The following is a 16,873-nucleotide window of genomic DNA, read 5'->3' as shown; positions in this document are numbered from 1 at the left end:
TTGAGTATCCCCAATCATGGCTTCAAAGTCGACGATACTCGCTCTTTACCTTTGGATTCCCGGATCACTCCGATGCGTGACACCAAAGCCACCTCCGAATAGACGCAGGGCAGCATGTCGTCGAACTGGCTTTGCGGATGGCCACGGCCCAGATGAAGGTAACGGCGCCGGTTATTCCCAGATGACCTAGAGGGCTATTCCGAGTGCAAGGTGGTTGGCGGAAAACCCACCAGGGCCATGAGCAGGCCGCCGCAAAGCATTGCCAGCACAAAGCCGGCAATGACGGCGCGTCCCGTGCTACGCTATCTGCATGGCGCCCTTGCCGTAGCGGTCGCGGCCGACACAACCGACACGGATGTCGCGTGCGAACCAATCTGAGCCCGCCATGGCTACTTCACCGCACCCGCAGTCATGCCCATGATGAGATAGCGCTCCAGTGCAATCCCGATGACGGCCAGCGGCGCAATCGCGGCCGTGGCAAGCGCTGCCATCGACCACCAGTTGATGCCTTGCGAGCCGGTCTGGCTGGCCACCATGACGGGAATTGTCTTGGCGTCGGTCGAGGTCAAAAGGGCGGCGAAGAAATACTCGTTCCAGCACAGCACCATCGCCAGGATGAAGGCCGCGACCATGCCTGGCAGGGCGATCGGCATGACGATGCGGAAAAAGGCGCCCCAGATCGACAGGCCGTCGACAAGGGCTGCTTCCTCGAGTTCGACGGGGATGGAATTGAACTGGTCGCGCATGATCCAGATGACGATCGGCAGCACCATCAGCGTGTAGAGCAGGATCAGCCCGACGCGCGTATCGAGCAGGCCGACTTCGCGGTAGAGCACCAGGAAGGGCAGGGCCAGCACTACCGGCGGCAGAATCAGCTGCGACAGGAAGAAGAACGAGATGTCCTCGTTCTTGAACCAGGCGAAATGGTAGCGATAGCGGGTCAGGCCATAGGCGGCGAGGCTGCCGATGACGATCGCTAGGCTCGACGCCCCAACCGAGGTGATGACCGAGTTCATGAAGCGCTTGAGGAACTCGTCGCGCACCGTCGAGGTCTGGAAGATCGAGTCCGGCGACAAGCCAAGCGATCGCCAGCCTTTCCAATCCGGCTGGAAGTCGACGAACGGGATCAAGTGGCCCTGGGTGACGTCCACCGCCGTCTTGAACGACGTGGTGATGGTCCAGTAGATCGGAAACAGGCAGATGAAGGCCCAGAAGGCAAGCGCGCCATAGATGAAGACGCGGCTGGCGACGAAGCTCGCCGGCGAGCGGATCTCGGATGCGACGTAGTCGGTGGTCTGGACGCTCATCTCAACCTAATTCACATTGCGCACGAAACGGCTGGCGAACTTCAACAGCCAGGTCACGAACACCACGATGATGACGAGATAGGCCATCGCCAGCATGGTGCCGTAGCCGACATTCGAACGGTCGCGGTATTCGCGGTAGATGAAGCTCGACACCGAATCGGTGGCGCCGCCCGGACCGCCCGAGGTGACCGTGATGATGATGTCGGCAAGCTTCAGCTTGAAGATGATGCGCAGGATCACCGCCGTCACCGACACCGGCAGCATCAGCGGGAACGTGACCTGCCAGAAGGTCTGCCAGGCCGTCGCGCCATCGACACGCGCCGCCTCCAGCACCTCGCGCGACATCGCCTGCAGCCCGGCCAGCAGCATGATCATCATGAACGGAATGAAGGTCCATGCGTCCAGCAGCATGATCGAGATACGGGCGGTGATCGGGTTCGAGAAGAAGGCCGGGTCTTCCCAGCCGATATGCCGCGCCAGCGTCGCCGCCGGCCCAAAGCGGTATTCCATCAGCGATTTGCCGATCATCCACGACACCGCGACCGGCGACAGCATCAGCGGCATCAGGAACACCACCCTGAAGAATTTGCGGGCGCGGATCTGCGCGTTGAGCAGCAGCGCCAGGCCAAAGGCGATGACATATTCGACCAGCACCGCCAGCACGTAGAGCACCATGTTGAACAGCGCGTTGCGGTAGTAGGGGTCGGCGAGCATCTGCCAGAAATTGTCGAGCCCGTTGAACCTGCGCCCGCTGAAGGAGGAGAGGTTCCAGTCGGTGAGCGCGATGTAGAAGCCGAACAGCGTCGGGAAGATCACCATGGCGATGGTGAACAAGAGGGCGGGCAGCAGGAACAGCGCGCGCTGGCCGTCCTCGCCGCGGGTCAGGACCTGGCCGATGCCGATCGCCACGCCCCACAGCACATAGGCATAGACCACGGGCCGCCACGTCTCGAAGCCGATCGTGTCGACCTCGGTCTTGTAGAGGATCTGCAGCGCGATCGTTGCCAACAGGCCGAGCGTGGCAAGCGCCATCAGCGCCCAGCCCAAACGCCGGCGGCCTGGCGGGATCAGATCATAGGGGGCGGCGTCTGCCGGCCACCGGGTCGCGGTCGAAGTCTGGTCAGCCACAAATCTCGCCCGTTTTGCAAAGGTCCGGGATCACCGGAACCGGTCGGATATGGTCCGGCGGGCAAGCCGCCGGACCATGGTCGATGGATCAGGCCAAGCCCAGCGAGGCCTTGTAGAGCTTGATCTGCTTGTCGCGGCCGATCTGGTCGGTCAGCTTCTCCCAGGCGGCCGCGATGGCGTCGGCGCCTTCCTGCGCCTTCATCTTGCCGGCGAAGGTGTTGGCCAGGATATCCTCGGCGGCGCTGTAGTACTGGAAGATGCCGGGGATGCGCGGCTCGATCGCCGCGTTGGGATGGTTGTAGCTGTCGCCTTCCGACTTCAGGTACGAGGTGATGAACGCCTCGTCGTAGCCGGCCGCCACCCACTCGGGAATGTCGAAATGGGAATTGCGGTAAGGCTGGAAGCCCGACGGATACATCGCCGTCCAGATCGACAGGTCCTTGCCGCCGAGATGGGCGGCGGCCGACCATGCCGCCTTCTTTTTCTTCTCGTCGCTATCGACGCGGGCCATGACATAGACGCCCCAGCCGAGATAGGCGCAGTTCGGCGAATAGTTCGGGCCGCTGGCGAGCTTGTCCCACTTGCCGGTCTTGGAATTGTAGACGTCGTCGGAGCCCGGCAGGATCGAGAAGCCGGTGACGTCGCCGATGACCGAGGAATCATTGGTTTTGACGTTCGAGCCGACGTCGCCCCACCAGGGGATCATCGAGCCGGTGCCGGCCAGGAATTGCTGGAAGGCGGTGGTGTTCGGGTCGGCATTGATCTGGTCGGCGGGTTCCGACGGCAGCGCGTCGATGACGTCCTGGATGGCGCGTACCCAGGCCGGATTGTTGACGCGCGGCTTCATCGTGTCGGCGTCGAACAGCCAGGCCTTGTCGTCGGGATGCTTGGCATAGGCGGTGGCGCGGCTGCCCAGGAAGTAGAAGCCGAAACCGCCCCACGGCTTGGGCGCGTCGAGATAGCCGTAGACGTCCTGGCCCTTGAACTTCTTGCCCTTCAGGAACTTGGTCACGGCCTGCACCTGCTGCCAGGTCTTCGGCACGCCCCACTCACCCTCACCGCCGCCGTCCTTCCACTGCTTGGCGAGGTCGGCATCGGCGAACACGTCGGTGCGGTAGTTGAAATTGTGCGTGTCGCCGTCGATGGTGACGCGGTACTGTTTGCCGTCCCAGGTGCCGACGGGCGGCTTGAGGTAGTTGACGAGATCGTCGAAGTCGATCTGTTTCTTGACCCAGTCGGGCATCTCCGACGTCAGGCCCTTGCCGCAGACGTCGCCCTCGAACGGCGCGCCCATCTCGATGATGTCGAAGTCGACGGTGCCGGTGGCGATCGACTGCTGCAGGCGGGCGTTGTAGTCGGCCTGCGCCAGGTCGATCCAGCTGATCTTGGCGCCGGTATAGGTCTCCCACGGCTTCAGGAAGCCACGGAACAGCACATTGTGCAGGTTTTGGTTGTTGAGGCCCATGAAGGTGAGTTCGACGCCGGCGAATTCACCTTCCTTGACGTTGGCCTTTGTCGCCTCGAGGCAAAGCTCGCCGACCTTCTGGAAGTCGGCGTCGGTCGGCTGGCCTTTGCCAACGCCGGGGATCTGCAGGATTTTCGAGCGCAGTTCGCTCGCGGCGGAAGCCGGGCGCGTCAGGGCGCCAAGTCCGGCACCGGAAGCGGCCGCGATCGCGGCCATCGAGGCCGCGCCCTTCAATATGTCGCGCCTTGTCGCGCCGGCACGGACCAGTTTGTCGTAAAGACCTACTCGCATGGACTATTCCTCCCAGAAAATTAGTCGTGAACCGAAGTGCCAATCGTGCCGGGCGCTGGCCTTGTCCGGAAGCGAAACCAGGACCCCAACCTGCGTCGCTTCGCGTTCCGTTTTTTCGGGTAGAGTACCGGCGTTCGGATTGGCGCTCGTCACTATTCTCACAACCAAACGCCGTGTCAACGAGGACGGGTTTTTATCTATAAGAGACCGACTTGCCCTGACCGGTCGCGTTGGTTAGCTTCTGCGCCTACGGCCAGTGGAGCCGATGGGGGAACGATGGCTCAAGTCGCGATCAGCAATGTGGCCAAGGCGTTTGGAACCGTCAAGGTTCTGCACGAAGTCAGCGTCGACATTGCCGATGGCCAGTTCGTCGTGCTTGTCGGCCCGTCCGGTTGCGGCAAGTCCACGCTGCTCCGGATGGTGGCGGGGCTGGAGACCGTCTCCGGCGGTACGATCGCCATCGGCGACCGCGTCGTCAATCATTTGCCGCCGGCGAAACGCGACATCGCCATGGTGTTCCAGAACTATGCGCTCTATCCGCACAAGACGGTCGAGCAGAACATGGCTTTTGCCCTCAAGCTGCGCAAGACGGATCCGGCCGTGGTCGCCGAGCGGGTCAAGCGCGCCGCCGACATCCTCGACCTCAGCCCCTATCTGAAGCGCTATCCGCGCCAGCTTTCCGGCGGCCAGCGTCAGCGCGTCGCCATGGGGCGCGCCATCGTGCGCAATCCGCAGGTGTTCCTGTTCGACGAGCCGCTTTCGAACCTCGACGCCAAGCTGCGCGTGCAGATGCGCACCGAGATCAAGGAACTGCACCAGCGGCTGAAGACCACCACCATCTATGTCACCCACGACCAGATCGAGGCCATGACCATGGCCGACAAGATCGTCGTCATGCGCGACGGGCGCATCGAGCAGGTCGGCGCGCCGCTGGAGCTTTTCGACCGGCCGGCGAACCTTTTCGTTGCCGGCTTCATCGGCTCGCCGTCGATGAACCTGCTCAAGGGCACCGCGCGCAAGGGCGGCGTCGACATTGCCGGAGCGCTGTTCCCGGCTGCTCCTGGCAACGCCGTCGAGGAGGGCCGCGCGGTGGTCTATGGCGTGCGCCCCGAACATCTCGAAATCCATCCCGATGGCGTGCCGGCGAAGATTTCGGTGGTCGAGCCGACCGGCTCGGAAACCCTGGTCTTCCTGCGGTTTGGCGACGGCGAGATGGTGGCGCTGTTTCGCGAGCGCCATGACTTCAAGCCTGGCGACACGCTGACGCTTCGGCCAAGGCTCGACCATATCCATCTATTCGACGCCGAGACCGGCCAGCGTCTCTGATCTCAACGTCTCTGATCTCCAACGCACTTCACGAGGACCATCATGCTCAAAGGGATCGATCCGTTGCTCAATGCCGACGTGCTCCAGGCATTGCGGGCGATGGGACATGGCGACGACCTGATCATCGCCGACACCAACTTCCCTTCCGATTCGGTGGCGCGCCGGACCGCGCTCGGCCGGGTGCTGCGCGTCGACGCCTCGGCGGCGCAAGTGGTGAAGGCGGTGCTGTCGCTTTACCCGCTGGACACGTTCGTCGACGATTCGGCCGCCCGCATGGAGATCGTCGGCAAGCCGGACGAGATCCCGGCCGTGCAAAAGGAAGTGCAGAAGGAGATCGACACCGCCGAGGGCAAGTCCTGGCCGATGGTCCCGGTCGAGCGTTACGCCTTCTACGAGCGCGCCAAGCAGGCCTATTGCGTCATCCAGACCGGCGAACGCCGCTTCTATGGCTGCTTCGCCTTCCGCAAGGGCGTCGTGCCGCCGGACGCGGAGTAGAGACATGGGCTCGGGCAAGCCGATCGTCATGAAGCCTGTCGTGATATTGGGTGTGTTTGTCGCCGACACCGCCTACAGGGCACAGCGCCAGCCGCGCATGGGCGAAACCATCCTCGGCAATTCCTTCAAGCTGGGGCCAGGCGGCAAGGGGTCGAACCAGGCGGTGGCCGCCGGCAGGCTGGGAGCCGACGTCACGTTTCTCACCCGGCTCGGCGTCGATGCTTTCGCCGATATGGCCAAGCGGACCTGGACGGATGCCGGCGTGAAGAGCGCCGCCATCGATACGCCGGACAGCTATACCGGTGCTGCCTACATCTTCGTCGAGGAGGGAAGCGGCAACAACGCCATCATCGTCAGCCCCGGCGCGGCCATGCTGATCTCGCCTGGGGATATCGAGGCCAGTGCCGGGCTGATCCGTGGTGCGGGCGTCTTCGTGACGCAGCTCGAGCAGCCGATCGAGGCCGCGCTGCGGGCGCTGGAGATCGCGCGCGGGGCAGGGGTGACGACCATCCTCAACCCGGCGCCGGCGGCAAAGCTTCCCGACCGCATCTACACGCTCTGCGACTATCTCACGCCCAACGAGACGGAGACTGAGGAATTGACCGGGCTAAGGGTCTCCTCGGTCGACGAAGCGCGCACCGCTGCCGGCAAACTGCTCGAAAAGGGTGTAGGTACGGTCATCGTCACGCTCGGCGACAAGGGCGCGCTCCTGCACACGAAGCATCGCTCCGAGCATGTCCCAGCGATCAGCGCCGGGCCCGTGGTCGAGACCACGGGGGCAGGCGATGCATTCAATGGCGGGTTCGCAGCGGCACTTTCGCGAGGCGTCGAGCCGCTGCAGGCGGTGCGCTTTGCCTGTGCCGTGGCCGGCATTTCGGTGACGCGGCCGGGGACGGCGCCGTCGATGCCGACCTTGGAAGAAGTCGAGACGCTGCTGGCGAGGGGTTGAAGAGGCTTGAATGGTGGGCGATGACGGGCTCGAACCGCCGACATCTTCGGTGTAAACGAAGCGCTCTACCAACTGAGCTAATCGCCCTCTCCGGGCCGGACCTTTAAGCGGTCGGGCCCGGCTTCGCAAGGCCAAATGATCAGCCGGCGGCCTGTTCGACGGCCGCATCTGCGACCAAATCGCCGGCTGTCAAAAAACCTTCTCGACTTTGCGTTTATGCTGTCTTCCCGCGCTTGACACCCGGTACCGAACCCCTTATCCACCGCCCCAACGACGAACGCGGACACGCGCTCGTCAAATGCGCGGGTGTAGCTCAGTTGGTTAGAGTGCCGGCCTGTCACGCCGGAGGTCGCGGGTTCGAGCCCCGTCACTCGCGCCATTTCTCTCAAGGGTTTCAAGCCCTTGGCTCCAGAGAAATGTAGACGTCGAATATCACAAGTTTTCAGCAGATAGCCCGGATATTTCCGTATCTGGCTTGCTTGTGTTCATCACGGCGGCACCATCTTGAAATCCTTGCCCTCCGGCAGCAACTGTCCGCCATCGACGACAATGGTCGTGCCGGTGATGTAGCTGGCGTCGTCCGAGGCCAGGAACAGGAAGGCGTTGGCGACATCGCGCGGGCTGCCGAGCCGGCCGAGCGGGATCGAGTCCTCCATGTTCTTAATATAGGCGTCACCGCGATGCTCGCGGATGGCTTCGGTGAGGATATTGCCGGGTTCGACGCCGTTGACGGTGATGCCATAGCCGCAGAATTCCAGCGCCGCAGCGCGGATGAAGCCGTTGATGCCCGCTTTCGTCGCCGAATAATGGCCGTGCCCAGGGCTGGTGACATGCGGGCCAGTGATCGATGAAGTATAGAGCATGCGGCCAGAGCGCTGCGCTTTCATCGGCACCAGGGCCGCGCGGCTGGCATTGAAGGTGCCGCGCAGGTTGACGGCCATGACGCGGTCCCAATCGTCCGCGCTGGTGTTTTCGATCAGTTGCCAGGGGTAGATGCCGGCATTCTGGACGATGATGTCGAGCCTGCCATGGTGTTTCAGCGCAAGCGCCACCGCGGCCTCGGCGTCGCGCATTTGCGAGATGTCGGTGCGGATGAAGGGGACGCCCAGTTCATCCGCGCTTGCTTGCCCGGCCTCGCTCTCCGAGTCGGCCAGCACCAGCCTTGCGCCTTCCTCGGCGAAGCGCAGCGCGATGCCCTTGCCGATGCCGCGCGCGGCGCCGATGACCAACGCCACCTTGCCTTCCAGTCGTCCTGTCATGCCAATCCCCGCCTTACGCCAATCTTTGGCGAATGGTTTGCTTGAATGCGTCGAGCAGCACGGCCGCCAGCACCAGCAGGCCATGGATGACCTGGGTGAAATTGGCGGGCAGGCCCATCAGGTTGATCGCCGTGTTGATGGCCGAGAGCAGGAGCACGCCGGCGTAGACGCCGGGCAAGGTGCCGACGCCACCCTTCAGGCTGACGCCGCCGATGACCACGGCCGCGAAGGCGTTGAACAAAAGACCGACGCCGAGATTGGCGGTAGCGCCCGAGGTGCGGATCGCCAGCAGCCAGCCGGCGAGGCCGGCGATGGCGCCGGCAAGCACGAAGGCGATGATCAGATTGCGGTTCACCCGGATGCCGGCGCGGAAGGTCGCTGTCTCGTTACCACCGATCATCACGAGATGCCTGCCGAACGGCGTCCTGGCCATGATCAGCGAGAAAATGACGAAGCAGGCGATGGCGATCCAGGCGGTGAGCGGCAGGCCGATCAGCCGCTGGATGCCGAACCAGCGGATAGCGGGCGCCAGGTCCTGCGCGGAGCGGCCGCCCGAAACGACCAGCACCAGGCCGCGCACCCAGATGTAGGACGCCAGCGTGATGATGAAGGCGCTCATCTTGACCTTCACCACGAGATAGCCGTTGAAGGCGCCGATGAGGCCGCCGACGGCAAGCGCCAGCAGCAGCGACACCGGAACCATAAGCCACTCCGGATGCAGCTGGACGCCCATGCCGATACCCGAGGAGCAAAACAGGATGCCGACCGCCATGGCGCTGAGCGCCGCGACGGATTCGACGGACAAATCCATGTGACCGGCGATGATGACCAGCGCCAGGCCGATCGACATCACGCCGAGCACGCTGGAGGCCTCGATGATGTTGGCGAAGATGCCGAGCTGGAAATAGTTCGGGATGAAGATGGAGAAGACCACCAGCACGAACAGCAGCATGAACCAGACGAGGTTGTCGAGAACGAACTCCAGGGCATGGCGGGTGCGGGGGTTCATGAGCAGATCCGGCTGGCGCATGATCCGGAGAACGATTCTCGCGGGGATGATGCGCGGATTGGAATTGCGGGGAAGCGGCTCCGGACCGAGCTGGCCCGGAGCGTTTCAGGCGACATGCCTATTCGACTGATTTGACCGTATCGGTCGGTGGCTTCTGGTTGCCCCAGAAGGCCGGATTGTCGACGTTTTCCTTGGTGATCGCGGCACCCGGGATCTTGATGTTGGGACCCCAGGCTTCTTTGGTCACGGTCGATTTCAGACCGAGCACGTCATATTCGCCGGGCTTGATCTCTTCCTTCTTGACGACCTTGTCCATGAACATGGCGACGGCCGCCGCCTGTGCGTAAAGCGGCTGCTCGACCTCGACGTTGAGCCAGCCCTTGCGGATCAGGTCGAGGCCGACCGGCGCGCCGTTCGAGCTCATCAGCATGACGTCGCCCGGCTTCTTGCCGGCGGCCTCGAGCGAGGCGACGGCGGCGACCGACAGGTGCGCGGCATGGCTGAAGATCAGGTCGATGTCAGGGTTGGCAAGTATCTGGTCGGCGACGATGGTGCCGGCATTGCTGGCTTCCCACTGCATGGCCGGAAGCGAGATGATCTTGACGTCCGGGAACGCCTTCATCTTCTCCTCGAAGCCTTTCTGAATGTCGAGCGTATAGGGATCGCCGGGGTCACCAAGCACCTGCAGCACCTTGCCCTTCACCGCGCCATTCTTGGCTTTGAGAAGCTTTTCGGCCTGGTCGGCGGCGACGTAGCCGATTTCGACGGTACCCGCGACCGATGTGAAGTCGGACGGCGTCGACGTGATCTGGCGGTCGAACTCGACCACCGGGATGCCGGCCGCGCGGGCCGCCTCGATCGACGGCTTCAGCGCATTGAAATCGACCGCCGCCAGGATGATCGCCGCCGGCTTCAGCGCGATGACGTCGTTCATCTGCGATTGCTGCGCGTCGGTCTTGTTGTCGGCGTTCAGCGTCTTCATCTCGTAGCCGGTCTGTTTCAGGAACAGCTCCAGCGCGCTCACCGAGCCGGTCTGGAACTCGTCGAGCAGTGTCGGCACCATGTAATAGACGACACCCTTGGACTGCGCGAATGCCGGCGTGAGCGTGGCAAAGGCCAGTGCCAGGATACCGAAGACAGCAAGAAGTATTCGCTTCATGTGGTTGGCTCCCTGTTAAGCCGGACCCCTCTTTGTCCCTCAGCTCGCCGGTCCGGCACCGGCAAGCGTCTCCCCGGTAATCATGTTGATCACCGCATCGGGACTTGTCTTGTTGCGGGCGACGTCGCCCGCCACGACACCTTGCCGGATAACCACGATCCGGTCGGCGACCTGAAAAGCCTGCTGCATGATATGGGTGATGATGACGACGCCGATGCCCTGGCTCGCCACCTGGCGGATCATGTCGAGGCCGCGCCGCGTCTGTTCGACGCCAAGTGCGGCGAACGGTTCGTCGAGCAGCACCAGCTTGCCGCCCCAGTGCACGAAGCGGTTGAGCTCGATGGCCTGCCGCTGGCCGCCCGAGAGATGCTCGACATTGGTGCGCAATGACGGAATGCGGGTGCCGGCGCTGGCCAGCGCCTTGCCGACGACGGCCTCCATCGCGCGTTCGTCGAGCACCGGAATGCCAAGCACCTTCCTGGTGATCTCGCGGCCCATGAAGAAATTGGCGACCACGTCGACATTGGTGCAGAGCGACAGGTCCTGGTAGACGGTTTCGATCCCCGCCGCCTTGGCCTCCGCCGGCGACCGCGCCAGAAACTCCTTGCCTTCGAACAGCATGCGGCCGGAGGTCGGTTCCAATCCGCCGGCAATGATCTTGACCAGCGTCGACTTGCCGGCGCCATTGTCGCCGAGCAGCGCCACCACTTCGCCCTTGCCGATGGAAAAGCTGATGCCCTTCAGCGCTTCGATCGCGCCATAGTTCTTGGTGACGTTGTCGAGCACCAGCAGCGGTTCATTCATGCGGCAATCTCCCTGGCCGCCAGGGGATCGCGGCCGCGCTCGCGCTCGGCGGTGAACATCTGGCCGAAGCGCGGCGACAACACCCCTGAGACGGCGAGTGCGGCGGCACCCCGCAGCACGGCGTGCTGGCCGCCGCTGGCGACGATGACGCGCGGCGTCTTGCGGTCGGCGCGGGCCGAAACCGAATTGTGCAGCGGTTCGGCCGCGTCCGCCAGGCGTTCGAGCAATTCCGATGCCGCCAGGCCGCCGAGCACGACCGTCTCCGGGTCGAATAGGTTTTCGATGATGGCGATCGCGTTGCGGAAGATCGGGCCGACCCGCGCCACCCAATCGGCGTCGCTACCGGCCCGGCGGCCCCGTGCTTCGAGCGACAAATAGCGCTCGAGGCAGCCGCGATTGCCGCAGGGGCAAAGCTCGCCGCCAGGGACCATGGGAATGTGGCCGATCTCGCCGGCATTGCCCCAGGCGCCGCGCAGGACGCTGCCGTCATGCATCATGGCGCCGCCGAGCCCGACGCCGAAATAGAGATAGTAATAGTCGGAATGGCGGGCGCCGATGCCATAGAGTCGTTCGCCCATCGCGGCGGCGGCCATGTCGCTCTCGAAAAACGCCGGCAATCCCGTCGCGGCCGTCAGTCGCTCACGCAGCGGCACATGCTTCCAGCCGGTCATCGTGGTCGGGCCGACAAAGCTCATGGAATCGACGTCGAACGGGCCGGGAAGCGCCATGCCGACGCCGATGACGCGGCCGCCTGGCCGCTTGCCCGTCAGGTCGCGGACCATGGCGCCAATCTGTTCGAACGCATGGTCGGGCGTCGCGTTGGGCGCTTCGCGATGTGAACTCTCGACGACGTCGCCGCTGAGATTGATCAGCGCGGCGTCTACTCCAAGCGGTGTCAGGTGGATGCCGACGGCATAGCCGCCTTCCGGGTTGATGCGCAGCGTCGCCGGTGGCAGGCCGCGCCCCTTCGGCTCTTCGCGCACGGACAGGATGTAGCCCTGTTCCTCCAGTTCGCGCACGATGGTCGACACGGTCTGGACGGTGAGCCCGACATGCCTGGCGATGTCGCCACGTGCAATCGGGCCGTGACGGCGGATGGACTCCAGCACGATGCGCCGGTTGTACGGCCGCCCGAATTCCTGATTGGTCCCCCGCAATGCCATGCCTTGCGCCCCCGGTTGACGCAAGGTTCGCATCAAAGGTTTATTCAGTCAAATGGAATTCAAAAATGATTCGGAACACGGGGAGCCGCGGATATGGCGCTTTACGGCGGTGCGGGATACCGCATGACGAGGAGAGGTGTGCCTGACCGGGAGCGACGGCTCCGGATTCAGCAAGCCAGCGGTTGCCCTTGCTAGAGATACTGCGCGACTTTCCTGCCGACGGTCAGGAAGCGCAGCGGATCGATCGCCTCGCCATTGTGCCGTACTTCATAGTGCAGATGCGGGCCGGTCGAGCGTCCGCTGCTGCCGGTCTTGCCGATGATGGCGCCGGCGTCGACTTTTTCGCCCACCGTGACGTCGATCTCGCTGAGATGTCCGTAGCGCGTGGCAAAACCATTGCCATGGTCGATCTCGACCATGCGGCCATAGCCGCCGTTCCAGCCGGCCTTGGTGACGACGCCGGGCGCTGTCACCCGCGCCGCCATGCCGATCGGTGCCCTGAAATCCATTCCCGAATGCAGCGCGGCCGTGCCCAGAATGGGATCGGTGCGCACGCCGAACGGGCTGGTGACGGAGTGGCCGGGGGCGGGATTGGCAAGCGGCAGCCGGCGCGCTTCCTTCTTCAGCTGATCGAGCGTATCCAGCGCCTCGTCCAACTCCTTGACCTTGCTGTCGAAGATCATCGAGGAGTCGAGCGGGATCAGCGGTCCGCCGACATCGCTTTCGTTCTTGCCGAAATCGCCGTCGACCGGCAGTCCGGCCGCCTGCAGCGCCTGCTGAATGGCATCGGCGCTCTTATAGGCATTGTCCGCGAGCGTGCTGATGCGGCTGAGCTGGTCATTCTCGATGGATTTCAGCGACTGGTTGATCGAGACGAACAGCCTGTCGGCACGATCGGCGGCGGAATCGCTGGGCAGTGGATCGGTACGGGTCGACCACAAGGAGAAGGGCCGGGTGTCGGCCGTGCCAAGGTCGGCGCTCAGGCTGGCAACGGCGTAGTTCTGCGCTGGCACGTTGATGCTGCCTGTCACCTCGGCGCGCTTGTCCGGCTTGGCGGCGGCCGGATCTTCGGCAGGCACCGTTCCGACGTCGTTTTCGGCGCGTTCTAGCAGCGGGCCGAGGCGGCCGTGGCGCTGGCTGAGCTGTGTCTGTCGCGCGAGCAGTTCGCTGACCTTGGTTTCCATCAATTGCTGGTCGAGCAACTGCCTGCTGGTGATGCGGTCGACCTGGGCGCGAAGCGCCGAAATGCGGTCCTCGTAAGCCTGCTGCATGCGCGCCTGGCGCGCGGTGGTGGCGCCGATCAGATCGTCGCGCAGCACGAGATAGGATGTGGCCAGGAGGTAGCCGATGGCAATGGCGGCGAGTGCCGAGCCGATGAATGCCGCGAGCCAGGGCCGGATCGTGAAATGCCTGATCTCGTTGCCCCGCGCGATGATGACGGTGTGCGGTTCCTTGCGCCTGCCAAAGACTGCGGACTGACCGGTTGCGTTCACGGGACCAAGCTTTCGTTTACGACACCACGACAGCCTGATTACACATTATTAGGGTTAACAAAGACTTGTCGTGCCGCCGGCGCGGCGCCGAATGCACGCGGCGCGGGCAAGGGGTTGCATGAAATCACCAGGATGGCCGCCAGGTCGCGAAATCGTTGGCACAGGCGCCAATGTCGCGCCAGGAACGGCCTGTCGCTCACACAGCAAGGTTGAAGTTCCTTAACTGTCTTCCATCGCATTTAATTGACGTTTTTCGAGTAAAGGCATGATGGTATTGGGATTCAACATGGCTGTAGGAATGCTGGACGACCTGGTTGGCAAGATCCTCGATAAGATTTCGGGCACCAGTCTGCTGGCGACCGGGCTCTTGCTGCTGACCGCTCTTGTCAGCGCGCTCGTGGCCTATTGGCGCACGGTCGAGGAGAAGAGCTGGAAGGAATTTTTCGAGTTCGCCATTCCCCATGAAGTCATCACCCATCCCTCGGCGAAGGCCGACCTTTTGTTCTGGGTGACGAAGAAGGCCCTGATGCCCTTCCTGATGCTGCCGGCGGGAATTGTCTTCGTCACCGCGGTCGGCTACGGGACCAACTGGCTGTTTTCGACGCTATTCCAGTTCCAGCCGCCGCTGATCGAGGGGCCGGCGGGGCCCGTGACGGTGCTCATCTTTACCATCACCATGCTGCTCGCATACGACATTTCCTACTATCTCTATCACGTCGCCCAGCATCGCTATCCGCTGCTTTGGGAACTGCACAAGGTGCATCACTCGGCCGAGGTGATGGTCGGGATCACCAAGGACCGCGTCCATCCGCTGGACGAGTTGATGAATAGAGCCTGGGACGGCCTCATCGTGGGGTTCTGTTTCGGCATCTGGTCGCTGGTTTCGCTGAACCTTGTCGAGCTTACCGTCTTTGGCGTCAACGTCTATGTCATGCGCAACATTCTGATGATGGATTTCGTCAGGCACACGCATTTCAAGATCTCGTTCGGCCCGCTCAACAATTTGATCCTGTGTCCTCATTGGCACCAACTGCATCACAGCACCGATCCGCGTCACTACGACAAGAATTTCGGGCTGCTCTTTTCCTTCTGGGATCGGCTCTTTGGAACATTGTGCGTGCCGAGGCCCGACGAGGACTTCAAGTTCGGACTGGTCGACCGCGATGTGCGCGACTACCAGTCGCTCGCAGGCCTCTATGTCATGCCGCTGAAGCGGATGTGGGGGCATATTGCCAAGCGTTTCAGGGCCCGGCGACCGCGCCCGGCAAAACCACGGACCTCGCAATCGTCGGAAGGGACACGGCCATGAATGCCCCCTTTGTGCTTGCCGTACCGCGAACACGCAGCTTCGAGGTCGTGACGTCGGCCGAGCGCCTGGCCGAGATCGCACCGGCCTGGAGCGAACTCTGGCAGCGGGCTGGCGGGCTTGTCTTCCAGCACCCGGACTGGATCGCGGCCTGGTGGCGCACGACCCCGCATCAGGAGCGGCGCGCGCTCAGGATCGGGCTCGCCTGGAACGGCGACCGGCTCGACGGCGTGATAGCGCTCGCCACCTTCAGGCGCTCCGGCATCCGCATGCTCGAATGGGCGGCGAAGGACCATAGCGACTATGGCGACGCGCTGGTTGCACCCGACAGCGACCCACAGGCCATCTCCCGCCTTTGGCAGTATGTTTTTGATCAAGGCGGCTTCGACCTGATCTACCTCAACCGCCTGCTGCCGGATGCCGGTGTCCATGCCCTGCTGCGCCCGGCCCAAGGCAAAGCGCTTCGGCCCAATCACCGTGGTGAAATCAGCTATCGCGTCACGGGTCCCTGGCAGAGTGGGGCGGAATGGTTCGAGACGCTGTCGAAAAAGGGCAGGCAGAACTATCGTCGCGGCCGCAAGTTCATGGAAGAGAGCGGCGCGTTGCGTTTCCGCCTCCTGGATGCGGATGATCCGCGCGAGCCGGTGCTCGAGCGGGTCGCGACGCTGAAGCGGCTCTGGCTCGTTCGGCATGGTCGCGCCTCGGATCTGTTCGATGAGGGCTCGCCGGTTCTCGCCGCGCTTATTTCCGTGCTGGCCGACCTCAGGCTGTTGCGCGTCTTCGTGCTGGAGCTTGACGGCACGACCATCGCCGTCTCGATCAATTTCGAGCAGCACGGCACGATGATGGCCTTCGTCACCACCTATGATCCCGAATACGAGCGCGGCTCGCCGGGTATGGTGCTGATGATGGATTATATCCAGTGGTCGCTCGACCGTGGCCTTGCCACGATCGATTTTCTCTGCGGCGGCGAGGATTTCAAGCGCCGCTTCGCCACGCAATCAGTCGCGCTGTCGTCGATGATGGGTGCGCGCGGCTTGCGCGGTCATCTCGCCGCGCTGGCCGATCAGGTGAGCCATGTTTCGAAGTCCTGGAGGACGCGGCGGCAGCCGAAAGCCGACGCGCCGCCCGACGAATAACGCCACGATCGCGTTTGCCCTCGTGGGCTCTGCCGCTCACAGCGCGCGAACAGCTTCCAGCACGGCCTCGGCATGTCCCTTGACCCGGACCTTGCGCCAAATCCTGGCGATCCGTCCGTCACCGCCGATCAGGAACGTCGCGCGCTCGACGCCCATGTATTTGCGGCCATACATCGATTTCTCGACCCAGAGATGATAGGCTTCGATCACCTTGCGCTCCTCGTCGGCGGCGAGATCGATGGTGAGATCGTATTTCGACTTGAACTTGTCGTGCTTCTTGGCGCTGTCGGGCGACAGGCCGATGACGACGGCGCCGGCCTTCTCGAATTCCGGCTTCAGCCGTGAGAAGCTGATCGCCTCTTGCGTGCAGCTTGTCGTGTCGTCCTGCGGATAGAAATAGAGCACCACCGGCTTGCCGGCGGATGCGGCCAGGCTGAGCGATCCACCGCCGTCCCGGGGCAGGTCGAATTGCGGCGCAAGATCGCCCACGTCTAGGTCGGCCATATCGATGCCCTTGTTTGAGGTTACGGGCGAAGCCACAGCGATATAGTGTCGAGCGGGGATTCGTCCACGAGCGAAT

15 protein-coding genes and 2 tRNA genes are annotated in these 16,873 nt (G+C 63.4%); 6 read left to right on the top strand and 11 right to left on the bottom strand.

Annotation, left to right across the window (positions count from 1 at the left end; all coding sequences use genetic code 11):
• Window positions 1-389 precede the first annotated feature (389 nt).
• The 3 genes from FJ948_RS18375 to FJ948_RS18365 form a co-directional block, all read right to left on the bottom strand.
• The gene (locus tag FJ948_RS18375; RefSeq protein ID WP_140706807.1) at window positions 390-1,307 is read right to left on the bottom strand and encodes a carbohydrate ABC transporter permease; all 918 of its coding nucleotides are present in this window, start codon (window positions 1,305-1,307) and stop codon (window positions 390-392) included.
• Between the two features lie 6 nt (window positions 1,308-1,313).
• Window positions 1,314-2,435: a sugar ABC transporter permease gene (locus FJ948_RS18370; RefSeq protein ID WP_140706805.1), complete on the bottom strand. Its 1,122-nt coding sequence runs from the start codon at window positions 2,433-2,435 to the stop codon at window positions 1,314-1,316.
• A gap of 88 nt (window positions 2,436-2,523) precedes the next feature.
• Window positions 2,524-4,191, bottom strand: coding sequence for a sugar ABC transporter substrate-binding protein (locus FJ948_RS18365; RefSeq protein WP_140706803.1), 1,668 nt, complete (start codon window positions 4,189-4,191; stop codon window positions 2,524-2,526).
• 276 nt (window positions 4,192-4,467) lie between these two features.
• On the opposite strand from FJ948_RS18365, the gene ugpC reads away from it, so the two are divergent.
• The 3 genes from ugpC to rbsK are packed head-to-tail and all read left to right on the top strand — an operon-like array spanning window position 4,468 to window position 6,961.
• A complete protein-coding gene (gene ugpC, locus FJ948_RS18360) occupies window positions 4,468-5,517 on the top strand; it encodes a sn-glycerol-3-phosphate ABC transporter ATP-binding protein UgpC (protein ID WP_140706801.1) in 1,050 nt (349 codons plus the stop codon).
• Window positions 5,518-5,559: 42 nt separating this feature from the next.
• Window positions 5,560-6,012 (top strand): RbsD/FucU family protein, encoded by a 453-nt coding sequence (locus FJ948_RS18355; protein ID WP_140706799.1) that lies wholly within the window; start codon window positions 5,560-5,562, stop codon window positions 6,010-6,012.
• Window positions 6,013-6,016: 4 nt separating this feature from the next.
• Window positions 6,017-6,961: a ribokinase gene (gene rbsK / locus FJ948_RS18350; RefSeq protein WP_181173711.1), complete on the top strand. Its 945-nt coding sequence runs from the start codon at window positions 6,017-6,019 to the stop codon at window positions 6,959-6,961.
• Window positions 6,962-6,972: 11 nt separating this feature from the next.
• On the opposite strand, the gene FJ948_RS18345 is transcribed toward rbsK, so the two are convergent.
• A tRNA-Val gene (locus FJ948_RS18345) sits at window positions 6,973-7,048 on the bottom strand.
• A 215-nt stretch (window positions 7,049-7,263) separates the two neighbouring features.
• Here FJ948_RS18345 and FJ948_RS18340 point away from each other — a divergent pair.
• Window positions 7,264-7,340 (top strand) — tRNA-Asp (locus FJ948_RS18340).
• Window positions 7,341-7,449: 109 nt separating this feature from the next.
• On the opposite strand, the gene FJ948_RS18335 is transcribed toward FJ948_RS18340, so the two are convergent.
• The 6 genes from FJ948_RS18335 to FJ948_RS18310 form a co-directional block, all read right to left on the bottom strand.
• Window positions 7,450-8,220, bottom strand: a complete 771-nt coding sequence (locus FJ948_RS18335; RefSeq protein WP_140706797.1) for an SDR family NAD(P)-dependent oxidoreductase — start codon at window positions 8,218-8,220, stop codon at window positions 7,450-7,452.
• A 13-nt stretch (window positions 8,221-8,233) separates the two neighbouring features.
• Window positions 8,234-9,229 carry an ABC transporter permease gene (locus FJ948_RS18330; protein WP_140706795.1) on the bottom strand — a complete coding sequence of 332 codons (996 nt, stop codon included), beginning with the start codon at window positions 9,227-9,229 and terminating at the stop codon, window positions 8,234-8,236.
• A gap of 118 nt (window positions 9,230-9,347) precedes the next feature.
• Window positions 9,348-10,388: a sugar ABC transporter substrate-binding protein gene (locus FJ948_RS18325; protein ID WP_140706793.1), complete on the bottom strand. Its 1,041-nt coding sequence runs from the start codon at window positions 10,386-10,388 to the stop codon at window positions 9,348-9,350.
• Window positions 10,389-10,427: 39 nt separating this feature from the next.
• Entirely contained in the window at window positions 10,428-11,192 is a 765-nt protein-coding gene (locus tag FJ948_RS18320; RefSeq protein WP_140706791.1) for an ATP-binding cassette domain-containing protein, read from the bottom strand.
• Window positions 11,189-12,355: an ROK family transcriptional regulator gene (locus FJ948_RS18315; protein ID WP_140706789.1), complete on the bottom strand. Its 1,167-nt coding sequence runs from the start codon at window positions 12,353-12,355 to the stop codon at window positions 11,189-11,191. The genes FJ948_RS18320 and FJ948_RS18315 overlap by 4 nt, the downstream gene beginning before the upstream one ends.
• 191 nt (window positions 12,356-12,546) lie before the next feature.
• Window positions 12,547-13,848: a M23 family metallopeptidase gene (locus FJ948_RS18310; RefSeq protein WP_140706787.1), complete on the bottom strand. Its 1,302-nt coding sequence runs from the start codon at window positions 13,846-13,848 to the stop codon at window positions 12,547-12,549.
• Between the two features lie 298 nt (window positions 13,849-14,146).
• Here FJ948_RS18310 and FJ948_RS18305 point away from each other — a divergent pair, with 298 nt between their 5' ends.
• The gene (locus FJ948_RS18305; RefSeq protein ID WP_181173726.1) at window positions 14,147-15,157 is read left to right on the top strand and encodes a sterol desaturase family protein; all 1,011 of its coding nucleotides are present in this window, start codon (window positions 14,147-14,149) and stop codon (window positions 15,155-15,157) included.
• The gene (locus tag FJ948_RS18300) at window positions 15,154-16,293 is read left to right on the top strand and encodes a GNAT family N-acetyltransferase (protein WP_140706783.1); all 1,140 of its coding nucleotides are present in this window, start codon (window positions 15,154-15,156) and stop codon (window positions 16,291-16,293) included. Before FJ948_RS18305 ends, FJ948_RS18300 begins: the two co-directional genes overlap by 4 nt.
• A 36-nt stretch (window positions 16,294-16,329) precedes the next feature.
• On the opposite strand, the gene FJ948_RS18295 is transcribed toward FJ948_RS18300, so the two are convergent.
• A complete protein-coding gene (locus FJ948_RS18295) occupies window positions 16,330-16,797 on the bottom strand; it encodes a peroxiredoxin (RefSeq protein ID WP_140706781.1) in 468 nt (155 codons plus the stop codon).
• Between the last annotated feature and the right edge of the window lie 76 nt (window positions 16,798-16,873).

Source organism: Mesorhizobium sp. B2-3-12 (genome assembly GCF_006442205.1).
Lineage (GTDB): Bacteria > Pseudomonadota > Alphaproteobacteria > Rhizobiales > Rhizobiaceae > Mesorhizobium.
The sequence above is the reverse complement of the archived record's forward strand: the minus strand, read 5'-3'. Positions and strand labels throughout refer to the sequence as shown.

Coding starts and splice junctions, on each gene's coding strand:
- FJ948_RS18375 (WP_140706807.1), bottom strand. CDS start 1,307: ATGAGCGTCCAGACCACCGACTACGTCGCATCCGAGATCCGCTCGCCG.
- FJ948_RS18365 (WP_140706803.1), bottom strand. CDS start 4,191: ATGCGAGTAGGTCTTTACGACAAACTGGTCCGTGCCGGCGCGACAAGG.
- ugpC (WP_140706801.1), top strand. CDS start 4,468: ATGGCTCAAGTCGCGATCAGCAATGTGGCCAAGGCGTTTGGAACCGTC.
- FJ948_RS18355 (WP_140706799.1), top strand. CDS start 5,560: ATGCTCAAAGGGATCGATCCGTTGCTCAATGCCGACGTGCTCCAGGCA.
- rbsK (WP_181173711.1), top strand. CDS start 6,017: ATGGGCTCGGGCAAGCCGATCGTCATGAAGCCTGTCGTGATATTGGGT.
- FJ948_RS18335 (WP_140706797.1), bottom strand. CDS start 8,220: ATGACAGGACGACTGGAAGGCAAGGTGGCGTTGGTCATCGGCGCCGCG.
- FJ948_RS18330 (WP_140706795.1), bottom strand. CDS start 9,229: ATGAACCCCCGCACCCGCCATGCCCTGGAGTTCGTTCTCGACAACCTC.
- FJ948_RS18325 (WP_140706793.1), bottom strand. CDS start 10,388: ATGAAGCGAATACTTCTTGCTGTCTTCGGTATCCTGGCACTGGCCTTT.
- FJ948_RS18320 (WP_140706791.1), bottom strand. CDS start 11,192: ATGAATGAACCGCTGCTGGTGCTCGACAACGTCACCAAGAACTATGGC.
- FJ948_RS18315 (WP_140706789.1), bottom strand. CDS start 12,355: ATGGCATTGCGGGGGACCAATCAGGAATTCGGGCGGCCGTACAACCGG.
- FJ948_RS18305 (WP_181173726.1), top strand. CDS start 14,147: ATGCTGGACGACCTGGTTGGCAAGATCCTCGATAAGATTTCGGGCACC.
- FJ948_RS18300 (WP_140706783.1), top strand. CDS start 15,154: ATGAATGCCCCCTTTGTGCTTGCCGTACCGCGAACACGCAGCTTCGAG.
- FJ948_RS18295 (WP_140706781.1), bottom strand. CDS start 16,797: ATGGCCGACCTAGACGTGGGCGATCTTGCGCCGCAATTCGACCTGCCC.